The organism is Streptomyces sp. 11-1-2, from assembly GCF_003595545.1.
Classification (GTDB): domain Bacteria; phylum Actinomycetota; class Actinomycetes; order Streptomycetales; family Streptomycetaceae; genus Streptomyces; species Streptomyces hygroscopicus_B.
Map to the genome: position 1 here is coordinate 2,382,862 of NZ_CP022545.1, position 16,654 is coordinate 2,399,515.

A 16,654-nucleotide genomic window follows, 5' to 3' on the forward strand; every position below is an offset into this window, starting at 1 on the left:
TTGGCTCGATTCTCCTTCCGGCTTTCTCCATTCGGGGGCGAGTCAGCTCGGAGGGTCTTCACAAAGAACACGGATTCCTTTGCCGGCAAGGGAATCTCGTCGTTCGGCGGGCGTGCAGGCATCAGGCTGCTTCGCGAAGATCAAGCTCTGACCCGAACGACACTAGACAGGACGGCCTGCGCGCGGCATCCCTTGGTCTGGTAGCTCCCGCCCGAAGGCATGAGACCCGTGACAGTGTCAGGTAGATTTCGAAAGCATTCGCGGCCCGCGGCTATCACAGCCGGTTCTGTCCGGTGCGCCGCGTGTACCGGATGGAGAGCACCACGTGGCCGACCAGCTGATCCTGAGTTCACCACTGCTGGACTACGTTCGCGACTTCTCTCTACGGGAGGACGACGTCCTGCGTGAGCTGCGGGAGGAGACGGCCGAGCTGCCCGGCGGAACTGCGCTGCAGATGAATCCGGAGGAGGGGCAGTTCCTCGCCCTGCTGGTTCGGATGACAGGCGCGGCCGACGTGCTGGAGCTGGGCCCCTACACGGGCTAGCGGGGTCCGGCAAGCTTCGACTTGGTGTTCATCGACGCGGACAAGGTCAACTACCCCCGGTACTACGAGCAGTCGCTGGAACTGGTGCGGCCCGGCGGTCTGATCGTCGTGGACAACACGCTGTTCTTCGGGCAGGTCGCCGACCCGGCCTTCACGGACGCGAACACCGAAGGGGTTCGGGCGCTGAACGCCCTGCTACGCGACGACGAACGTGTGGAGGTGAGCATGCTCACCATCGCCGACGGTGTCACCCTCGCCCGCCGTAAAGGGGCCTGACTGACACGTGCCTCGGCTGTGACAACCGATGTCGTCACAGCCCCGAGGCACATTGGTCACACGCCGGAGGTCTCCAGGCGCATCGTGGTCGGCGCCGGTCTCGGATCGGCCACGAGATGGAGCCGCTCGACGTCCCGGCCTGCGCCATCCAGGGCCTCGACGCAGGAGCAGAGTGACTCCTCGAAGCCTGCGAAGCGGTAGGCGACCTCCATCATGCGGTTACGGTCCGTGCGCCGGAAGTCGGCCACCACGTGTGCTCCGGCGGCGGACGCCCGGTCCACCAGCCAGTTCAGGATCACCGATCCCGCGCCGAAGGAGACCACCCGGCACGAGGTCGCCAGCAGCTTCAGATGCCACAGGTCCGGGTGCTTCTCCAGCAGGATCACTCCGACCGCGCCGTGCGGCCCGAATCGGTCGGTGAGGGTGGTAACCAGCACTTCGTGGGCGGGGTCGGCCATCAGCGCACGCAGGGTGTCGTGGGAGTAGTGGACGCCCGTGGCATTCATCTGGCTGGTGCGCTGCGTCAGTTCCTCGACCCGGGTGAGGTCCTCCAGGGTGGCCCGGCCGATTCCCATGACAAGCTCCAGGCTGCGCAGGAAATCCTCGTCGGGTCCTTCGAAAGCGTCCCGTTCGGCGTCCCTGCGGGCGGCGGCTTGATACATGGCGCGGCGGCGCCGGGAGTCCACAGTGCTGACGGCAGGGCTGAACTCGGCCAGGCCGGGAAGGGTGCGGGCGGCGTCGGCGGGATAGCAGCGGACGTCGGGCAGGTGATAGGTGACCTCGGCGCGTTCGGCCGGCTGGTCGTCGATGAAGGCGATGGTGACGTGGGCGAAGTTCAGGCGCTGCGCGATTCGTTCCACCGCCTTGGATTTGGGCCCCCAGCCGATCTCCGGCAGGACGAAGTACTCGGCGATCCCGAGCTGTTCCAACCGGGCCCACGCCTGGTCGTGGTCGTTGCGGCTGCACACCGACTGCAGGATGCCGCGGGAGTCGAGTTCCGTGACCACGGCGCGGATCCCGTCGTCCAGCAGGACCTGGCCGTCCTCCAGAAGGGTGCCGTTCCACAGGGTGTTGTCGAGGTCCCACACCAGGCACTTCACGACCGGGGCGCCGCTCATGACGCTCCCATGGGGGCGAGCGCGTGCTGCGCGAGCATCAGTTCACACATCTCATTGCTGCCTTCGATGATCTCCATGAGTTTGGCGTCGCGGTAGGCGCGGGCCACCACGTGACCGTCCCTTGCGCCTGCCGAGGCCATGACCTGTACGGCGATGGCGGCTCCGCGGGCGGCCTGCACCGCGCTGACGTGTTTGGCGAGCACGGTAGCGCTCACCATGTCGGGCGTTCCGTCGTCCCAGCAGCGGCTCGCGTGCTCGCAGGCGCGGGTGGCGGTCTGCTCGGCGATGTAGAGCTCGGCGACGTGACGCGCGACGAGCTGGTGGGAGGCGAGTGGCACGCCGAACTGGTGCCGCGCGGTGGCGTGGGAGGCGACCGCTGCCAGACAGGCGCGCAGGATGCCGACACAGCCCCAGGCGACCGAGATACGGCCGTACGCGAGGGCGGTGGTCACGAGCAACGGCAAGGACGTTCCGTCGCCGCCGAGCAACTGATCGGCGGGGATCCGTACTCCTTGCAGGGTCACTTCGGCGTGGCCCGCGGCGCGGCAGCCCATCGGGTCTGCGACCCTTCGCACCCGGACACCGGGCGTGTCGGCGGGGATCACGACGGCGGCGGCTCCCTCGCCGTATCGTCCGAAGACGACGAGCAGGTCGGCGTAGTGGGCGGCGGTTACCCAGACCTTGTGACCGTCGACGACCAGGGTGCCGCCCTCGCTGCGGATGGTGGTGCGGATGGCCGAAAGGTCGCTGCCGGCCTCGAGTTCGCTGAAGCCCACGGCGGCGAGCTCGCCGGAGGTCAGGCGGGGCAGATAGGCGCGGCACTGGGCCGTGGTACCGAGGCGTTCGATGGTCCAGGCGGTCATGCCCTGGGAGGTCATGACGCTTCGCAGGGAGCTGCACAGGCTGCCGACGTGCGCGGTGAACTCCCCGCCGGCGAGGCTGCTCCAGCCCGGGCCGCCGTACTCGGTCGCGACGCCGGCGCACAGTTGGCCCGTCGCGCCGAGTTCACGCAGCAGCGGCTCAGGGATCAGGCCGTCCAGGTCCCAGCCTCCGGCCCGGTCACCGACCAGGGCGGCGACGAAGGCGGCCGCGTCGGCGAACTCATCACTCACCGGCGTCTCCGTACGCGCCCTGGAGCCGGCGGACCAGGGATACCATGCTCCTGACGGTGCGAAAGTTGTCCAGCTTCAAATCCTTGCCGCGGACCGAGACGCCGTAGCTCTTCTCCAGGTGTACGACGAGCTCCATCGCGAAGAGCGAGGACAGACCGCCGGAGGCGAAGAGGTCGGCGTCCTCCTGCCACACCTTCTTGGTCCGGCTGTGGAGAAAGTCCAGGAGTTCCTGTTCGGTGGTGCTTTCCGGTGACACGGTCACGACATATCTCCCTGGTAGGTGTAGAAGCCCCGGCCGGACTTGCGGCCGATGTCACCGGCCCGCACCTTCTCCAGGAGAAGGTCGCAGGGCAGACAGCCCGGGTCCCCGGTGCGCTCGTGAAGCACCCGGAGTGAGTCGACAAGGTTGTCGATGCCGATGAGATCCGCGGTGCGCAGCGGGCCGGTGGCGTGGCCGAGGCAGCCCTGCATGAGGGTGTCGACATCCTCGACGGTCGCGGTGCCCTCCTGAACCACGCGGGCGGCGTTGTTGATCATGGGATGGAGCAGTCTGCTGGTCACGAATCCCGGCGCGTCCCGCACTACGACCGGCTGCCGACGCAGCGCGCCGAGAAGGGAGTGGATGGCAGCCAGGGCCTGCTCGCCGGTGCGGGCGCCGCGGATCACCTCCACGGTGCGGATCAGGTAGGGCGGGTTCATGAAATGGGTGCCGACGACCTCCGCCGGACGTGCGGCCGCCGAAGCGAGTTCGTCGATGGGGATGGAGGAGGTGTTGGACACCAGGACCGTGCCGGGCGCCACCACGGCGGAGACCTCAGCAAGGACCTTCTCCTTGATGTCCGCGTCCTCCGTGACGGCCTCGACGACGGCGGTGGCACCGGCGGCGTCGGCAAGGTGGCCGCTGGTGGTCACGGTCACCTCGGGGGCGTGCTCGGGCAGTGCCCCCATGAGTCGGGCCAGGCGCAGTTCCCCGGCGATCCTGGACTCAGCGGCGGCGAGTTTCGCGTCGTTCACGTCGATGAGGGTGACAGGGACGCCGTGGCCGACAGCCAAGGTCGCGATGCTCGCGCCCATGACGCCAGCGCCGAGGACGACGAGGTGGTGGTGTGGTTGCTGCATATCGGCCGCCTACTCGCTTTGGGGTCAGGATGGTGCCGGGCAGGACAGAGTCCAGCCAGTCGGCCGGACCGTCCGGACTCCGCGGCGAGGGTGAGCGCGTGAACCACAAGCGCGCCGGACGGGCTCATGGGTCATGAAGTGACTCCTGGCCAATCTGTGTGACCGTCCTCGAAGCGGGTGATCTGCGGTAACAGCCGCGCCCGCATGGCGTGATCGGTTACCCCGAGGCCGCGTTCGGGAGCGAGGGCGAGCACACCCACCTTCCCGCTGTGCTGGTTACGGTGCACGGCGTCGACCGCCCGACCGGTCTCGTGCAGCCTGTAGCACCTGGACAACGTGGGGTGAACCATTCCCTTGATGATGAGGCGGTTGGCCTCCCACGCCTCCCGATAGTTGGCGAAGTGGGTGCCGACCACCCGTTTGAGGTTCATCCACAGGTAACGGTTGTCGAATGCGTGGTCGTACCCGGACGTGGAAGCGCAGGTCACAATGATGCCGCCACGCCGGGCCACGTAAACGCTGGCGCCGAAGGTCTCCCGGCCCGGGTGCTCGAAGACGATGTCGGGGTCCTCGCCGCCGGTCAGCTCGCGGATCTGCGACCCGAAGCGGCGCCACTCCCTGGGGTCGGGCGTGGACTCGTCTCGCCAGAAGCGGTACCCCTCGGCCGACCGGTTGATGACGATCTCGGCCCCCATCGAGCGGACCAGGTCGGCCTTGGCCTCACTGGAGACGACGCAGACGGGGATACCTCCGCCGTTGAGCACGATCTGAGTGGCGTACGACCCGAGCCCGCCGGCCGCGCCCCAGATCAGCACGACGTCGCCCTGCTTCATGGCAGCACCGTTGCGAGAGACCAACTGACGGTATGCGGTCGAGTTCACCAGCTGTGAGCACGCCGCTTCCTCCCACGTGAGATGGGCCGGCTTGGGCATCAGCTGATTGGCCTTGACAAGGGCGATCTCCGCCAGCCCGCCGTAGTTCGTCTCGAAGCCCCAGATCCGCTGCTCGGGGTCGAGCATGCTGTCGCCATGACCGTCCGCGTCGTTCAGCTCGACGGAGAGACAGTGCGCGACCACCTCGGAGCCCGGCTTGAACTTGTGAACCCCGGCACCGACGCGCAAGACGACGCCGGACAAGTCCGAGCCGACGACGTGGAACGGCTGGTCGTGGCGGGCCGCCTCCGGTGCGGTGCGGGCGTACCGGGACAGGAAGCGGAAGGTCGGGATGGGCTCGAAGAGCGCGCTCCACACCGTGTTGTAGTTGATGCTGCTGGCCATGACCGCCACCAGCACCTCGCCGGGCCCCGGTTCCGGTGTGGGCACGTCGAAGAGATGCAGCGAGTCGCTCGGGCTGCGGCAGGTGTCCTCGGCCCCGGCGTACTTCTCCGCCTCCTCGGCCAGCAACACGACGCCCCGGTAGTGCTCGGGTAACGGCAGGGCCGCGTAGTCCTCACTGGTGGCCGTACCGGACATGATGGCATCGAGGATTTCTTTCACTGCGTTCCTTCCAGGGCGGGCCGGGCCGGCGGAAAGGGACAACACGGCTTCCCTCGCTGGACGCTACGTGCGGACCCGCCGCCACAGCATCCCTCATGTTGGTAGAGCGGCTACCCGGCCTTCCGGGCCATGGGCCGGACGAGGAAGACCTTCCCCGGACTCGCCGAGCCGGTCGTCGCCCCCCTCCACCAGGATCCGGTTCCAGGAGCGGGCCAGTTCTACCCGGGAGGTCACGTCGAGCTTGCGGAAGATCTTCTTGAGGTGGAACGCCACCGTGTGCGGAGAGATATAGAGCTGGCTGCCCACTCTGCTGTTGGTGAGGCCCTCGCTGACGAGCTCGGCCACCGCGAACTCGGTGTCGGTGAGCTGACTGATCCGAGTCCGGCTACGGGCCGGTCGGCCGCCGTGGTCGTCGAGTTCACGCAGCCGGCTTTGCACCCGCGCCAGATCCCTGGAGGCCCCCGCGCCCAGATAGGCGCCGGCCGCGCGTCTGAGCAGGTCCACCGCCTGGCCGCGTTCGGCGACACGCTCCGAACGCACCCGGCTCGCGTCCTCCAAAGCGGACGCGCGGGCCCACGGATCCAAGTGCCGCTCGGACACAGCCTCCAGGGCATCCGCATCGCGTGCGTACAGCCCGGAGGCATGCTCGGCCGACGCTCGGACGCTGCGGAAACAGCGGTTCATCACGGCGAGCCGGTGCATGACGCCGACGACGCGCCCGGCGAGATCGTCATCGCCGAGTCGCTGTCCGGCCCTGACCAGCCAGGGGGCCGCGGCCGGCTGAGACACCAACAACTCACGGATGAGCACGTCGTGACAGAGAACGCCCTTCAGGAGATGAGCCACGCTCTCCACGCCGTCACGAGCCTCCAGAGCCTGGGCAGCCGCCCAGAAACTCTGCCCCGGGATGAGGTTCTCCTGCCCGAGCAGCGCCGCGTCCCGCAGGTGGTTGGCATACAGCAATCCGGTCGTCAGGTCCAAGGCGCGGATAGAGCACACGGCCATGGCCACGTGTCCCCGCCGCACGAGCCCACAGTTCCCAGTCTGAGCCGCCAGCCGCAGTCCCGCGTCAGCAGCCGCCACCGCCCTGGTGAGCTGGCCCCCGGCCAGGGAGATCTCCGCCTCGCAGATCAGCAGTGCGGCCTGCACCTCCGGCCGGTGCGGTCCCTGGACATCGGACTGCACGCCGGCGAGCAACCGTGCAGCGGACCGGAGGCCGCGGACGCGTGTCAGCAGCGTCGCATACCAGATGCTCGCCTCAAACGACGGGTCACGGCCGGGGAACTCAGACGCATCCCGTTTCGAAGCGGCGGCGGCTAACTCCATGCTCCTGCCAAGCCGTCCTTCGAGCCAGAAAGACGCTGATTGGGCTATAGAACGACCTCGCTCGGAGGACGACTCCGGAAGGCTTTGCTCGGGCATCATTGAATGGCTCAGGGCCACTACGAACCTCCGATGTGTATCCGGGTAGCCTGCTGAACTCCCGGGGCGTCACCTTGATGTGTCGGCCGTCTCTCGGGGCGCGTGTACGCCCTCCTCTCATCTCCCGCTACCTGTGTGATCGGTCTTGTTCCACGCGACAGAGAGGGATCTCATGATCTAATACGACAGCCGTAGATCGTGATCTTGCTGGTGGGGGCGCCTCGGGAACGGGTGCGGCCACCGCTGATCATCGTGAGTTGTGTGGACTTACGAAGAGACGGTGGCCGCAGGTCACAGCATGGATCCCGGCCGCTGGCGCGAGGCGTTCGAGGGGGTCATGGGACCTATCGCCGGTCGGTTCGCCCGGGGAACAGCGCGCGGAAAGGCAACCGCCACCAGCGGAAGCGCTTCAACTCTCGCCCGTCCCTGGGCCTGCACCGTTGTACGGCACGACGGTGCCGCCACTCCTTGATCATGCGTCCGCTCCCGTTACCACGGGGTTGACTGCCCACCGCCCGACTGATCCTCCACGGTGCCCGCCTCCGAGCCCCCCTTGTCCTTGGCGTCGGAACCCTGCGCACCGCCGGAAGAACCAGCGGAGCCGCCGGACCCGGCCGGGGCCGTGTCGGCCTGGCCCGCGGACTTCGCGTCGCCGGCGTCCGAGCCGTTGCAGGCCGTCAGGGTCAGGGCGGCGGCCGCGGTCAGGACCGCGGCGGCGACGCGGAGGGTGCGACGGCGGGCGATGCGGGCAGTGGTGTCGGAGCGCATTCCGGGTCCCCCAGAGCGGTCGATGTCGTGGTCTGCTCGGTACGACAACAACTCTGACCGGGGCCGCTACCGTAACGCCGCCGTCCCGCTAACATCCGGCTAACACGACTGTGACCAGGGAAAACTGGCCGCGGGTCCGCCTCGGCGGGCGCAGAGGCGGAGCCAGCGTCGCCGGGTGCGGGCGGCAGGACATGCAGGGTGTGCACGTTCACGTCCGGCACCTTCGTGTTGGCCGTCGTGATCAGCTTCGGCGCGCTCCAGCGCAGCTTGGTGCCGTAGGTCGGGGCGTCGGGGACGACGTCCAGGCGGCCGGTGTTCGCATCGAACGCCACCGCGCCTGCGTGGCCGGTGAGTTCGGGCGCGGCCGCGGCGAGGATGTCGTCCCACTGCGCGAGGACGTCGCCGTCGGCGGCCGGGGCGCCCACGCCGAGCTCGGTCATCATCATCGTGATCGCGGTGCCGAGTCCGAGCGGGAACTGCGGCGGTGCTGGGCCGTGTTCTCCTCGACAGGGCGAGCCGCGGTCGCCCTCAGATGACGCCGAGGTGCTTGAGCAGCAGCAACGCGGAGCGCGGTTCGCCGGGGTCGATAGAGCGGCCTCCCCTGTGCGCCGAGTCGGCTGGCCAACCCTTTGCCGTCTTGCACTGTCGGCCGTCGCCCGCCCCGCACTTCTCGCACGTCAGCCGGAGCACCTCGACGGCCACCGTGGCGCCCTGTTCCCGACGCCGCCGGGCTGTGGCCGCTTTGCTCTCTCAATCGTCGGCCTGGTCCTGGGCTCAGGCCGCAGGGGTTGCGCTTGCCGAGAATGTCATCCGCCCTGGTCGGAGGCCTGCACCGCGCTCCACAGTCGCCGACCTCGGTCGCTCGAGTCGGCGCTCTCGCGTAGTCGGTGGGCCACGCGTCATGATGATCGGCCGTGCTGCTGCGACTGGCTTACCCAGGTGTGACGAACGCGTTCGCGATGCTTCGCCTGCTGCCGATGACCGACCGGGACAAGGACGCGGAGATCCTCGCCCTGCGCCACCAGATCACCGTGCCGGAACGCCAACTCGGCAAGGACAAGATCCGGTTCACGCCCAGCGATCGGGCATTCCCGGCGGCGCTGCTGCCACCGCCTCCTGGGTAACGCAAGCGGCGAAGAACCTCGTCATGGACCTCGAAGACCTCGGCTGCCGGGCACAATTCACGATCCGGGACCGGGACGGGAAGTTCCCCACCCTCTTCAATGCCGTCCACAACATGCAGCCTGACCTGCACGGACGAGGTTTCCGGCAAGGGCAGTGATCCTGTTGCCCATTGTGGTTATGCGGTGAGGGTGTGCTCGAGTCGGGTGAGGTGGCTGGTGCGGGTGCGGTCCAGGGGGCGGTCGTTCCACCAGGCATTCAGGCGGATCAGGTTGAGTGCGACGGCGGAGTAGATGTGTTCGAGATGGGTCTTCGCCAGGCCTCGGTAGCGAGCGCGGCGTGTGCTGGTGACAGCGGTGGCCTGTCGGATGGTGCCCTCGATGCCGGCACGTAAGGCGTAGTCGGTGTTCCAGCCCTTGGTCTTCTGCCGGGTTCGGGTGTGCCGGAGTGCCTCGGTCATCTGTCTGGGGTGGAGGGAGAGTTGGCGGCGGTTCTTCTTCGCGGTGGTGCACTGGGGTTTGAAGGGGCAGGGGATGCAGTCGAGGGCGGCGAAGGTGACCACGGTCTTGGGGATACCTTCGCTCACGACGGGGTTCCAGGTGGCGCTGGTATGTCCGGCGGGGCAGGTGGCCTTCCCGGCTTCCCAGTCGATGGTGAAGTCGGTGGCGGCGAAGCCTGCCTGGGCTTTGGCCTGGCGGGAGGTGTCCGGCAGGACCGGCGTGATCAGTGCGATTCCGTAGGTTTTCACCGAGCCGTGGATGAGTTCGGCGGTGGCGTAGCCGGAGTCGGGATAGTGCTCATCGGGAAGCAGGCCGCGTTGCTGGAGCGCGTGGTGAATGGCATTGAGTGTCTTGCTGTCCGGCACTGTGGAGTGGGTGGTGGCGATGTTCGTGATCAGGTTCGGGTGGGTGCGTGCCTTCTCGGGGGCGGAGGTGCAGGTTTCGCTGATGTGGAGTTTGTAGCCGTTCCAGAACATGTCGCGTTTGGCGGACCATCGGGCGTCGGTGTCATACGGCGAGGACAGACGTAGGTGGCCGGGCGGGCGGCCGTCACCGCCCTCGTCGGTCTTCTCCCACCGCTTGACGACCTCGCGGCCGCCTCGGGTGGTGGTGCGGGTGTAGTTCTGCAGCAGCACACACCGCAAGACCTGCACCGCGGGCAGCTCGCGCAGCCAGACCGGAGAGCTGGAGTGGTAGACCGCGCCCAGCAGGGCGAAGCCATCCCGGGCGAAGTCCACGGCCAGTTTCTGCTGCTTGGCCCGGGAAGTGGGCAGGCGCCAGCTGTCCACCCGCGGTCCGTACCGCTTGCTCCACGAGGCCACGTCCACGGCCTGGGCGACCCAGTCCGGATCCGCGCAGGTCAGTGCTTCCAGTGCGGCGCGAACCGCCTCCCCGGCCAGTTCCAGCCGGTTCAGGTCCCGCACCGCCGCGACCACGTGGGTGGAGTCCGTGCGCTGCTTGCCTCCTGCGGCCAGCAGGCCCTGCTCGACCAGCCTGGCCACCAACAAGTCCAGCACCCTCTCTTCCAGGCCATGGGCGGCAACCCGGGTGCGGAACTGGGAGAGGACACTGAAGTCGAAGCCGGGATCCTCCAGCCCCAGTCCGAGCGCGTAGGACCACGAGAGTTTGTCCCGCACCGCCTCGGCAGCCTGCCGGTCAGTCAGGTTCTCGGCCATCTGCAGCACCGTGACCAATGCCAAGCGGCCCGGTGACCAGCCACGCGGCCCCGTAACCGCGAACGCTTCCGCGAACTCGGCATCCGCGAACAACTCACCGAGCCGATCACGTACCGCGACCGGTAGCGGCACCTGACGGCCGGAGTACTTCGCCCGCACCGCCCGCGCCACCTCCGGCGCCGGCTCCGGCCACGACCGCGGCTCCATCGACACAGGCCCCTCCCGCTCCGTGACCGGGAACGAGAAAGACCGGCCACCAGACCAGCCTGCCGCAACAATCAACACCCCGACCAGCACAAACGGCAAATGGGCAACAGGATCGGACAGCGTTCGATGGGGTCTACCTCGCAGTAACTGCCGCGTCGGGCATGGGCGCCAGCTTGGCGGCTTCGGCGACGGCGGTGTTCCAGCTGAATTCGTTGTTGTCGCTGAAGTAGTAGTAGGTGGCGCCGTTCGGCATCATCGCGACGGTGATGCCTCCGTACCCCGACATGAACGGTACGTAGAAGGGGCTGGTGTAGGCGGGGTTGTCGGCGGAGGTGAACTCCCGTCCCCAGAAGCCGTTCTGGTACTTCATGGGCTTGGTGCCGGTGGTGGTCATGCCCCGGTCCTGCGGTGTGCGTTGCATGGTGGCCGCGAGCAGAGTCGGGTCGAGCAGCTGCGTGCCGTTGACGGCGCCGTGGTCATTGTTGAGGAATTTCGCGAACTTGGCGACGGAGTCCTGCGTCCAGAACATGCCGTAGCCACCGAAGGGCACCCCGCCAGGGCTGTTGTCGGTGCGGGAGGAGACGAGGGAGTCGGGCCCGACGCCGATGGGCTTGAGCACGTCGTCGCGGAGCATGTTGAAGATGTCGGCGCCCGAACCGGCCTTGTCCTGCAGGTAGTTGTTCATCGCGCGGGTGGCGAGGAACATGTCCGAGGTGTGGTACACCCACTTGCTGCCGGGCTTGGCCTTATGTGGGAACGACAGGGCGAGTCGCATCTTGTCGGCGTAGGGCTCGGCCGCGAAGAAGTTCGCCATGGTGCTGCCCGATTCGTCGGTCTCATAGCCGGGCGAGGTGTAGTTCCCGGTGGCCATGTCGAGGGTGTGGTCGAGGGTGACGCCGCTCCAGGCAGTGTTGCCGGCGGTCTCGGGGATGCGGTCGGAGAGCTTCTGCTGGGCCACGGCCGGGCCGTAGCGCTGCGCCAGACGCAGCATGGCTGTTCCCGCGAACGCCGACTTCGCGGTCGAGTACGAGGGCAGCAGCATCTGGCCGCAGAACGGGTAATTCCCTTGTCGGGTGCGACAGTTGCCCACGTAGTGGACTCCGCCGTAGTAGAAGCCGAAGGTGCTCAGCGCGGACGGCGTGATGCCGGAGGCGAACTTCGCCACGTCCACCCCGCTGTCCGGGTAGTCGGTGGCCAGTGCCGAGATGGGCTTGGTCGGGAGGCGGTCCCCGACCTCGGAGGCGTAGGCGGCGCGCAGGTTCTCGGCGCCGTCGACGGGGCCGGGCCGGTAGTGGGCCGGTACCTGGCCCCACATGTCGAACTGGAAGTACTCGCAGGTCTCCGTGGTGATCTGGTAGTGGACTTCGGAGATCGATGTGGCGTCGAAGAGGAACGTCAGGGCGCCGTTGTGCACGCAGTTGGCGTTGCGCTCGACGAGCGCGAACGGCAGTGAGGCGCGCGTGCGTTGGCCGTCGCCGTCCTCGTTCCACGCGCGGCCGGGCCCCACCGCCAGGTTCCACGCCTGGTTCCCCGTGTACTGCAACCCGCGCTTCGCCGGAACGAGGTGGCTGCCGTTCTGCACAAGCGCGATGTCGACCGGCGGCAGATGCCGGGTCGCTGCCGCGTCTGCGTATCCGTCCGGGTCTTTCAGTACGCGGAATCCTCCGGCGGTGGAGAGGCCGTCGAGGGTGAGGGTGCCTTCGAAGCTGTGGGTGGGTGGCGCCGCTTGCGCCGGCAGGGCGAAGGCGCTGTCGGGCACGGTGTCCTCGGCACTGCCCCCGGTGAGCTGGGCGGCGGTGAGCTGGGTCCGGTTCACCGCACCGCTTCCGGTGAGCGGATCACCCGGTATGGGTGCGGTTGCGGCGGGCGCCGCCATCGTCGGTGGCGGGACGGCGAACAGCCCCGCGAACACGGCGGCGACGGCAGCGGCACGGCGTAGCCGTCGGGTATGGAACGGTCTCGGCATGGTCGGAGGTCCTCTCGGGCTGGCAGCTGATGCGGGATATCGCCGCATGGTGAGGTGCGCCGGGGCCGCGGTCCAATGCCTGCCCGATCTGGTCAGGCTGCCCGCCAGGCATACCTCCAGCTCTCAGGGGCCTGTCGGCCGTCGGGCGGCAGAGCGATCACGCTTCGCGTCGTGGTGAGGGCCGTGGTCTGTAGTCGTCGCTGCAGTTCATAGAAGGGCGGCGACCTGTGGCCCGTACCGCTCGACACAAAAGCGTGACAACCCGGCCGCGAATGCCTCGATGCTGCGCAGCGCATAGTGGCCGGCGTCCCACGCCGCGTGCAGGTGGATCTGCAGCGGTTCGCCCGTGCTGTCGAGGATCAGCAGCGGGTGCAGGTCGAAGCGGGGATCGTCGGAGACCACCGCGACACCATGGCCCGAAGCCGCCATGGCCTGTGCGACGTGCGGGGTGTCGCATTCGAGCACGATGTCGTACGAGGCGTCCGCATCCTGCACGGCATGGTCCAGGATGCGGCGGGTGCCGTGCGCCGGGGTGAGGACGATGAGGGGCTCCGCGGCAAGTTCCCTGATGGTGACGCGGTCCCGGTCCGCCCAGGCATGGTCGGCACGGACGTAGGCCCACAGCGGCAGGCGGGCCACCGGGAGCCCGGCGAAACGGCGCCTCGGAGGTGCCGAGGAGATGGCTACATCGGCGCCCCTCGCAAGGGCCTGGTACGCACGTGCCGGACTCTCCACCTGCACGGTGACGAGCGGATCCTCCGGCCCCCAGGTGGCCAGGAACGGCGCGATCACGTCGGTGATGGTGGTGGGCGGCGCCGCCACGGTGATCCGCATGGCACGACCGGCAGCCAGCGCACCGACTGCGGCCTCGGCGGCATCCGCGCGGGCGACCAGGTCGCGGGCCAGGGGAAGGAAGCGCTGGCCGGCCGCCGTCAGGACCATCTGCTTGCCGCCGCGGTCGAAGAGCGTCATCCCCAAGGTCGCTTCCAGGCCGCGCAGCTGGCGCGACAGCGAGGGCTGGGCGACGCGGACCACCTCGGCAGCCTTGGTGACGGAACCGGTCTCCACGATGGTCAGGAAGTAGCGCAGCACTCGGAGTTCCATGGCGGTGGCCCCTCGGGAGACGGTGGAGGCACGACACCTTCATGCCTCAAAGGCATGATAATCAACCCTGCCAAGTATTTGAAGCTATGACTGACTGGCTGCATTCTTGTCCCACCGGAATTTTCGGTTATCGGCGCCCGAATTTCCGTCGATTTCTCCTCGTACAATAATCCTTTCGATTGGCTGGTTCCCGCATGGCCCGCCCCCTGCCCCTGATCCTCGCCCAGGCGCCCGGCCGCCCGGCCGACGACCTCGCAGGCTTTGCCACCGACGTGGAGCGGCGCGTGAAACTGCGCGCACCCGGCGCCCTCGTCGTCTACCCCGAACTGCACCTCGGCGAGAGCGCCCCCGGCGTCCCGGCCGCCCCGGAGAAGGGGGCCGAGCCGCTCGACGGCAAACGCGATGCGGCCTTCGCCGAGCTCGCGGGGGATCTGGGTATCTGGCTGGTACCCGGCAGCGTCTACGAGCGAGGCACCGGCGACCGCGTCCACAACACGACACCGGTCTATTCACCACAGGGTGAGCGCCTCGCCGCGTACCGCAAGATCTGCCCGTGGCGCCCGTACGAGACGACCACACCCGGTAACCGGTTCGAGGTCGTCGACCTCGCCGGGGTCGGCCGCATCGGACTGTCCATCTGCTATGACACCTGGTTCCCGGAGATCTCCCGCCATCTGGCCTGGATGGGCGCAGAGCTGATCGTCAACGTGGTCCGCACGTCGACGAGCGACCGCGCGCAGGAAGTCGTCCTCAGCCGCGCCAACGCCATCACCAATCAGGTCTTCGTCGCCAGCGTCAATTCCGCCGCCCCATCCGGGATCGGCCGCAGCCTCGTCATCGATCCACAGGGCACGGTGCGCGCCGAAACCGTCGATGCCGGCGACTCCACCCTCACCGACGTGATCGACCTCGACGAGGTCAGCAACGTCCGCCGCTACGGCACCGCCGGTCTCAACCGGATCTGGGACCAGTTCCGCCCCGGCGACCCAGCCCTCGAGCTCCCGCTGTACGGGGGCCGCATCGACCCCGCCACCTGGAACCCCGCCCACACCACCGAGGAGCCGCGATGTTGAACAGCGAGACCACACAGAGCACAGAGAGCACCATGAGGCTGAAGGGCGACCTGAGTCTCCTCTCCGTCGTCCTGTTCGGCCTGGCCTACATCTCGCCCGGCATCGTCGTCACGATCTTCGGCGTGGTCGCCGCCACCAGTGGCGGCGTGGCCCCGACCGCGTTCGCCATCGCCACCGTCGCGATGCTGCTCACCGGGCTGAGTTACGCGAAGATGGCGCGCGCCGTGCCCGGCGCCGGGTCCGTCTACACCTACGCCCGCAAGATGCTCGACAGCCGCATCGGATTCCTGTCCGGCTGGGCGATGCTGCTCGACTACTTCTTCATCCCGATGGTCGGCTGGCTGATCACGGCGATCTACTTCAACGCCCAGTTCCCCGAGATACCCAAGTGGGTCTGGCTGATCGTCTCGGTGGGCATCACCACCGCCATCAACGTCTTCGGCATGAAGCTCGCGGACCGCGTCAACAAGGTCCTGATGTTCATCGCTCTGGGGTCGCTGGTCCTCTTCGCCACCCTGTGTGTCGTCTTCCTCGGCAAGCACGGCTCCTCCGCCCCCGCCACCAACGCCCTGTGGAACTCCGGCACTTCGATCGGCGCGGTCACCGCGGCCGCCGCCATCGCCGCGTACTCCTTCCTCGGCTTCGACGCCGTCTCCACGCTCGGTGAGGAGGCCAGGGGCGGGGCAAAGACGATCGGCCGAGGCATCATCGGCTGCGTCATCGCCGCCGGAGCGATCTTCATCGTGCTGTCCTTCGTGATGCAACTGGTCCACCCCGGCGCGAAGTTCGCCGACGTCGACGCGGCTGCCTACCACCTGAAGGTCCAGGTCGGCGGCGAGACGTACGCCGAGATCATCAACTTCGTCACCATCGCCGGATCCATCGCCTCCTGCATCGCCCTGCAAGCCTCCGCCGCTCGCCTCATGTACGTCATGGGACGCGACGGCGCCCTGCCCAAGGCCGTCTTCGGCAACCTGTCGAAGAAAACCGGCACACCCGTCCTGAACCTGCTGCTGACCGCGGCCGCCGGTGTCATCGCCCTGAAACTCGACCTGACCACCGCCACCTCGTTCATCAACTTCGGCGCGTTCCTCGGCTTCACCCTGGTGAACCTCTGCGTGATCGCCCACCTGGTCCGCGAACGCCGGCACGGCCGCACCCCCAACCTCTTCTCCTACCTGGTGATGCCGGCCATCGGCGCCGCCGTCTCCGTCTACCTGCTCACGAAGCTCAGTGACGACGCACTCCAGATCGGCGGCGTCTGGCTGGCGATCGGCGTCGTCTACCTGGCCGCCATGACCAAGGGCTTCCGCCGGCCCGCACCGGAGATGACCTTCGACGACGACACCGAGGCCAAGGACAAAGTCACCGCGTAGCTCCCCTCCCTCGCCCGGGCTCGTCGTGCGGTATCGCGACGCCGTCACCGGCCGGGTGAGGCGCGGCCGTACCCCCTCAGAGCTGCCCTTTGCCCTGCCTCCAGGGCCGACTGCGAAGTCGACGAAGGGAAGCGCGTCCATCAGCTCGCACACGGCGGAGCGGATGGTGCGGCCAGGATCAGACCAGCCGCGTACGCCTCCTCGCCGACCCGGGGAAAGTGGACCCCATTGGGGTCGCCGACATTGCGGGTGCCGGTAAATCATCCACGCAGGTGA

Annotated in this window: 13 protein-coding genes and 2 pseudogenes; 4 read left to right on the top strand and 11 right to left on the bottom strand. The window is 68.0% G+C overall.

Features of this window, described 5'->3' with window-relative positions:
- Positions 1-325 precede the first annotated feature (325 nt).
- Positions 326-820 (top strand): annotated as a pseudogene (locus tag CGL27_RS09730) (SAM-dependent methyltransferase).
- A gap of 56 nt (positions 821-876) precedes the next feature.
- On the opposite strand, the gene CGL27_RS09735 reads toward CGL27_RS09730, so the two are convergent.
- From CGL27_RS09735 to CGL27_RS50870, 8 genes and pseudogenes are all read right to left on the bottom strand, one after another.
- Positions 877-1,938 (bottom strand): HAD-IIIC family phosphatase, encoded by a 1,062-nt coding sequence (locus tag CGL27_RS09735; protein WP_119985977.1) that lies wholly within the window; start codon positions 1,936-1,938, stop codon positions 877-879.
- Positions 1,935-3,050, bottom strand: a complete 1,116-nt coding sequence (locus tag CGL27_RS09740; RefSeq protein WP_119985979.1) for an acyl-CoA dehydrogenase family protein — start codon at positions 3,048-3,050, stop codon at positions 1,935-1,937. Before CGL27_RS09740 ends, CGL27_RS09735 begins: the two co-directional genes overlap by 4 nt.
- On the bottom strand, positions 3,043-3,312 hold the full coding sequence (locus CGL27_RS09745; protein WP_119985981.1) for an acyl carrier protein: 270 nt from the start codon (positions 3,310-3,312) through the stop codon (positions 3,043-3,045). Before CGL27_RS09745 ends, CGL27_RS09740 begins: the two co-directional genes overlap by 8 nt.
- Positions 3,309-4,169 carry a 3-hydroxyacyl-CoA dehydrogenase family protein gene (locus CGL27_RS09750; protein ID WP_078644685.1) on the bottom strand — a complete coding sequence of 287 codons (861 nt, stop codon included), beginning with the start codon at positions 4,167-4,169 and terminating at the stop codon, positions 3,309-3,311. The genes CGL27_RS09745 and CGL27_RS09750 overlap by 4 nt, the downstream gene beginning before the upstream one ends.
- Positions 4,170-4,300: 131 nt before the next feature.
- Complete coding sequence (ccrA, locus tag CGL27_RS09755; RefSeq protein ID WP_203348562.1) at positions 4,301-5,665, bottom strand: crotonyl-CoA carboxylase/reductase; 1,365 nt, start codon at positions 5,663-5,665, stop codon at positions 4,301-4,303.
- 93 nt (positions 5,666-5,758) lie between these two features.
- On the bottom strand, positions 5,759-6,991 hold the full coding sequence (locus CGL27_RS09760) for a helix-turn-helix transcriptional regulator (protein WP_162952932.1): 1,233 nt from the start codon (positions 6,989-6,991) through the stop codon (positions 5,759-5,761).
- Positions 6,992-7,588: 597 nt separating this feature from the next.
- Positions 7,589-7,855: pseudogene (locus CGL27_RS51730) on the bottom strand (flagellar motor protein MotB); the annotation flags it as partial.
- A complete protein-coding gene (locus tag CGL27_RS50870) occupies positions 7,789-8,295 on the bottom strand; it encodes a hypothetical protein (RefSeq protein WP_205587653.1) in 507 nt (168 codons plus the stop codon). The gene CGL27_RS50870 and the pseudogene CGL27_RS51730, both read right to left, overlap by 67 nt.
- Positions 8,296-8,769: 474 nt before the next feature.
- Between CGL27_RS50870 and CGL27_RS09780 the strand changes: the two genes are divergently transcribed.
- Entirely contained in the window at positions 8,770-8,979 is a 210-nt protein-coding gene (locus CGL27_RS09780; protein ID WP_205587654.1) for a hypothetical protein, read from the top strand.
- A gap of 176 nt (positions 8,980-9,155) precedes the next feature.
- Here the strand turns inward: CGL27_RS09780 and CGL27_RS09790 are convergent, their stop codons facing one another.
- From CGL27_RS09790 to CGL27_RS09800, 3 genes are all read right to left on the bottom strand, one after another.
- Complete coding sequence (locus CGL27_RS09790) at positions 9,156-10,859, bottom strand: IS1182 family transposase (RefSeq protein ID WP_119985987.1); 1,704 nt, start codon at positions 10,857-10,859, stop codon at positions 9,156-9,158.
- 133 nt (positions 10,860-10,992) lie between these two features.
- A complete protein-coding gene (locus tag CGL27_RS09795; protein WP_119985988.1) occupies positions 10,993-12,825 on the bottom strand; it encodes a hypothetical protein in 1,833 nt (610 codons plus the stop codon).
- Positions 12,826-13,032: 207 nt separating this feature from the next.
- Entirely contained in the window at positions 13,033-13,929 is an 897-nt protein-coding gene (locus tag CGL27_RS09800; RefSeq protein ID WP_119985990.1) for a LysR family transcriptional regulator, read from the bottom strand.
- A gap of 194 nt (positions 13,930-14,123) precedes the next feature.
- On the opposite strand from CGL27_RS09800, the gene CGL27_RS09805 reads away from it, so the two are divergent.
- Complete coding sequence (locus CGL27_RS09805; RefSeq protein WP_119985991.1) at positions 14,124-15,002, top strand: carbon-nitrogen hydrolase family protein; 879 nt, start codon at positions 14,124-14,126, stop codon at positions 15,000-15,002.
- Positions 14,996-16,378 (top strand): APC family permease, encoded by a 1,383-nt coding sequence (locus tag CGL27_RS09810; protein WP_240450430.1) that lies wholly within the window; start codon positions 14,996-14,998, stop codon positions 16,376-16,378. The genes CGL27_RS09805 and CGL27_RS09810 overlap by 7 nt, the downstream gene beginning before the upstream one ends.
- The last annotated feature ends 276 nt before the right edge of the window (positions 16,379-16,654 follow it).

Bases quoted from the DNA above. Each gene is read 5' to 3' on its own strand.
- CGL27_RS09735 (WP_119985977.1), bottom strand. From the start codon at position 1,938: ATGAGCGGCGCCCCGGTCGTGAAGTGCCTGGTGTGGGACCTCGACAAC.
- CGL27_RS09750 (WP_078644685.1), bottom strand. From the start codon at position 4,169: ATGCAGCAACCACACCACCACCTCGTCGTCCTCGGCGCTGGCGTCATG.
- CGL27_RS09760 (WP_162952932.1), bottom strand. From the start codon at position 6,991: ATGGAGTTAGCCGCCGCCGCTTCGAAACGGGATGCGTCTGAGTTCCCC.
- CGL27_RS50870 (WP_205587653.1), bottom strand. From the start codon at position 8,295: ATGACCGAGCTCGGCGTGGGCGCCCCGGCCGCCGACGGCGACGTCCTC.
- CGL27_RS09790 (WP_119985987.1), bottom strand. From the start codon at position 10,859: ATGGAGCCGCGGTCGTGGCCGGAGCCGGCGCCGGAGGTGGCGCGGGCG.
- CGL27_RS09795 (WP_119985988.1), bottom strand. From the start codon at position 12,825: ATGCCGAGACCGTTCCATACCCGACGGCTACGCCGTGCCGCTGCCGTC.
- CGL27_RS09800 (WP_119985990.1), bottom strand. From the start codon at position 13,929: ATGGAACTCCGAGTGCTGCGCTACTTCCTGACCATCGTGGAGACCGGT.
- CGL27_RS09805 (WP_119985991.1), top strand. From the start codon at position 14,124: ATGGCCCGCCCCCTGCCCCTGATCCTCGCCCAGGCGCCCGGCCGCCCG.
- CGL27_RS09810 (WP_240450430.1), top strand. From the start codon at position 14,996: ATGTTGAACAGCGAGACCACACAGAGCACAGAGAGCACCATGAGGCTG.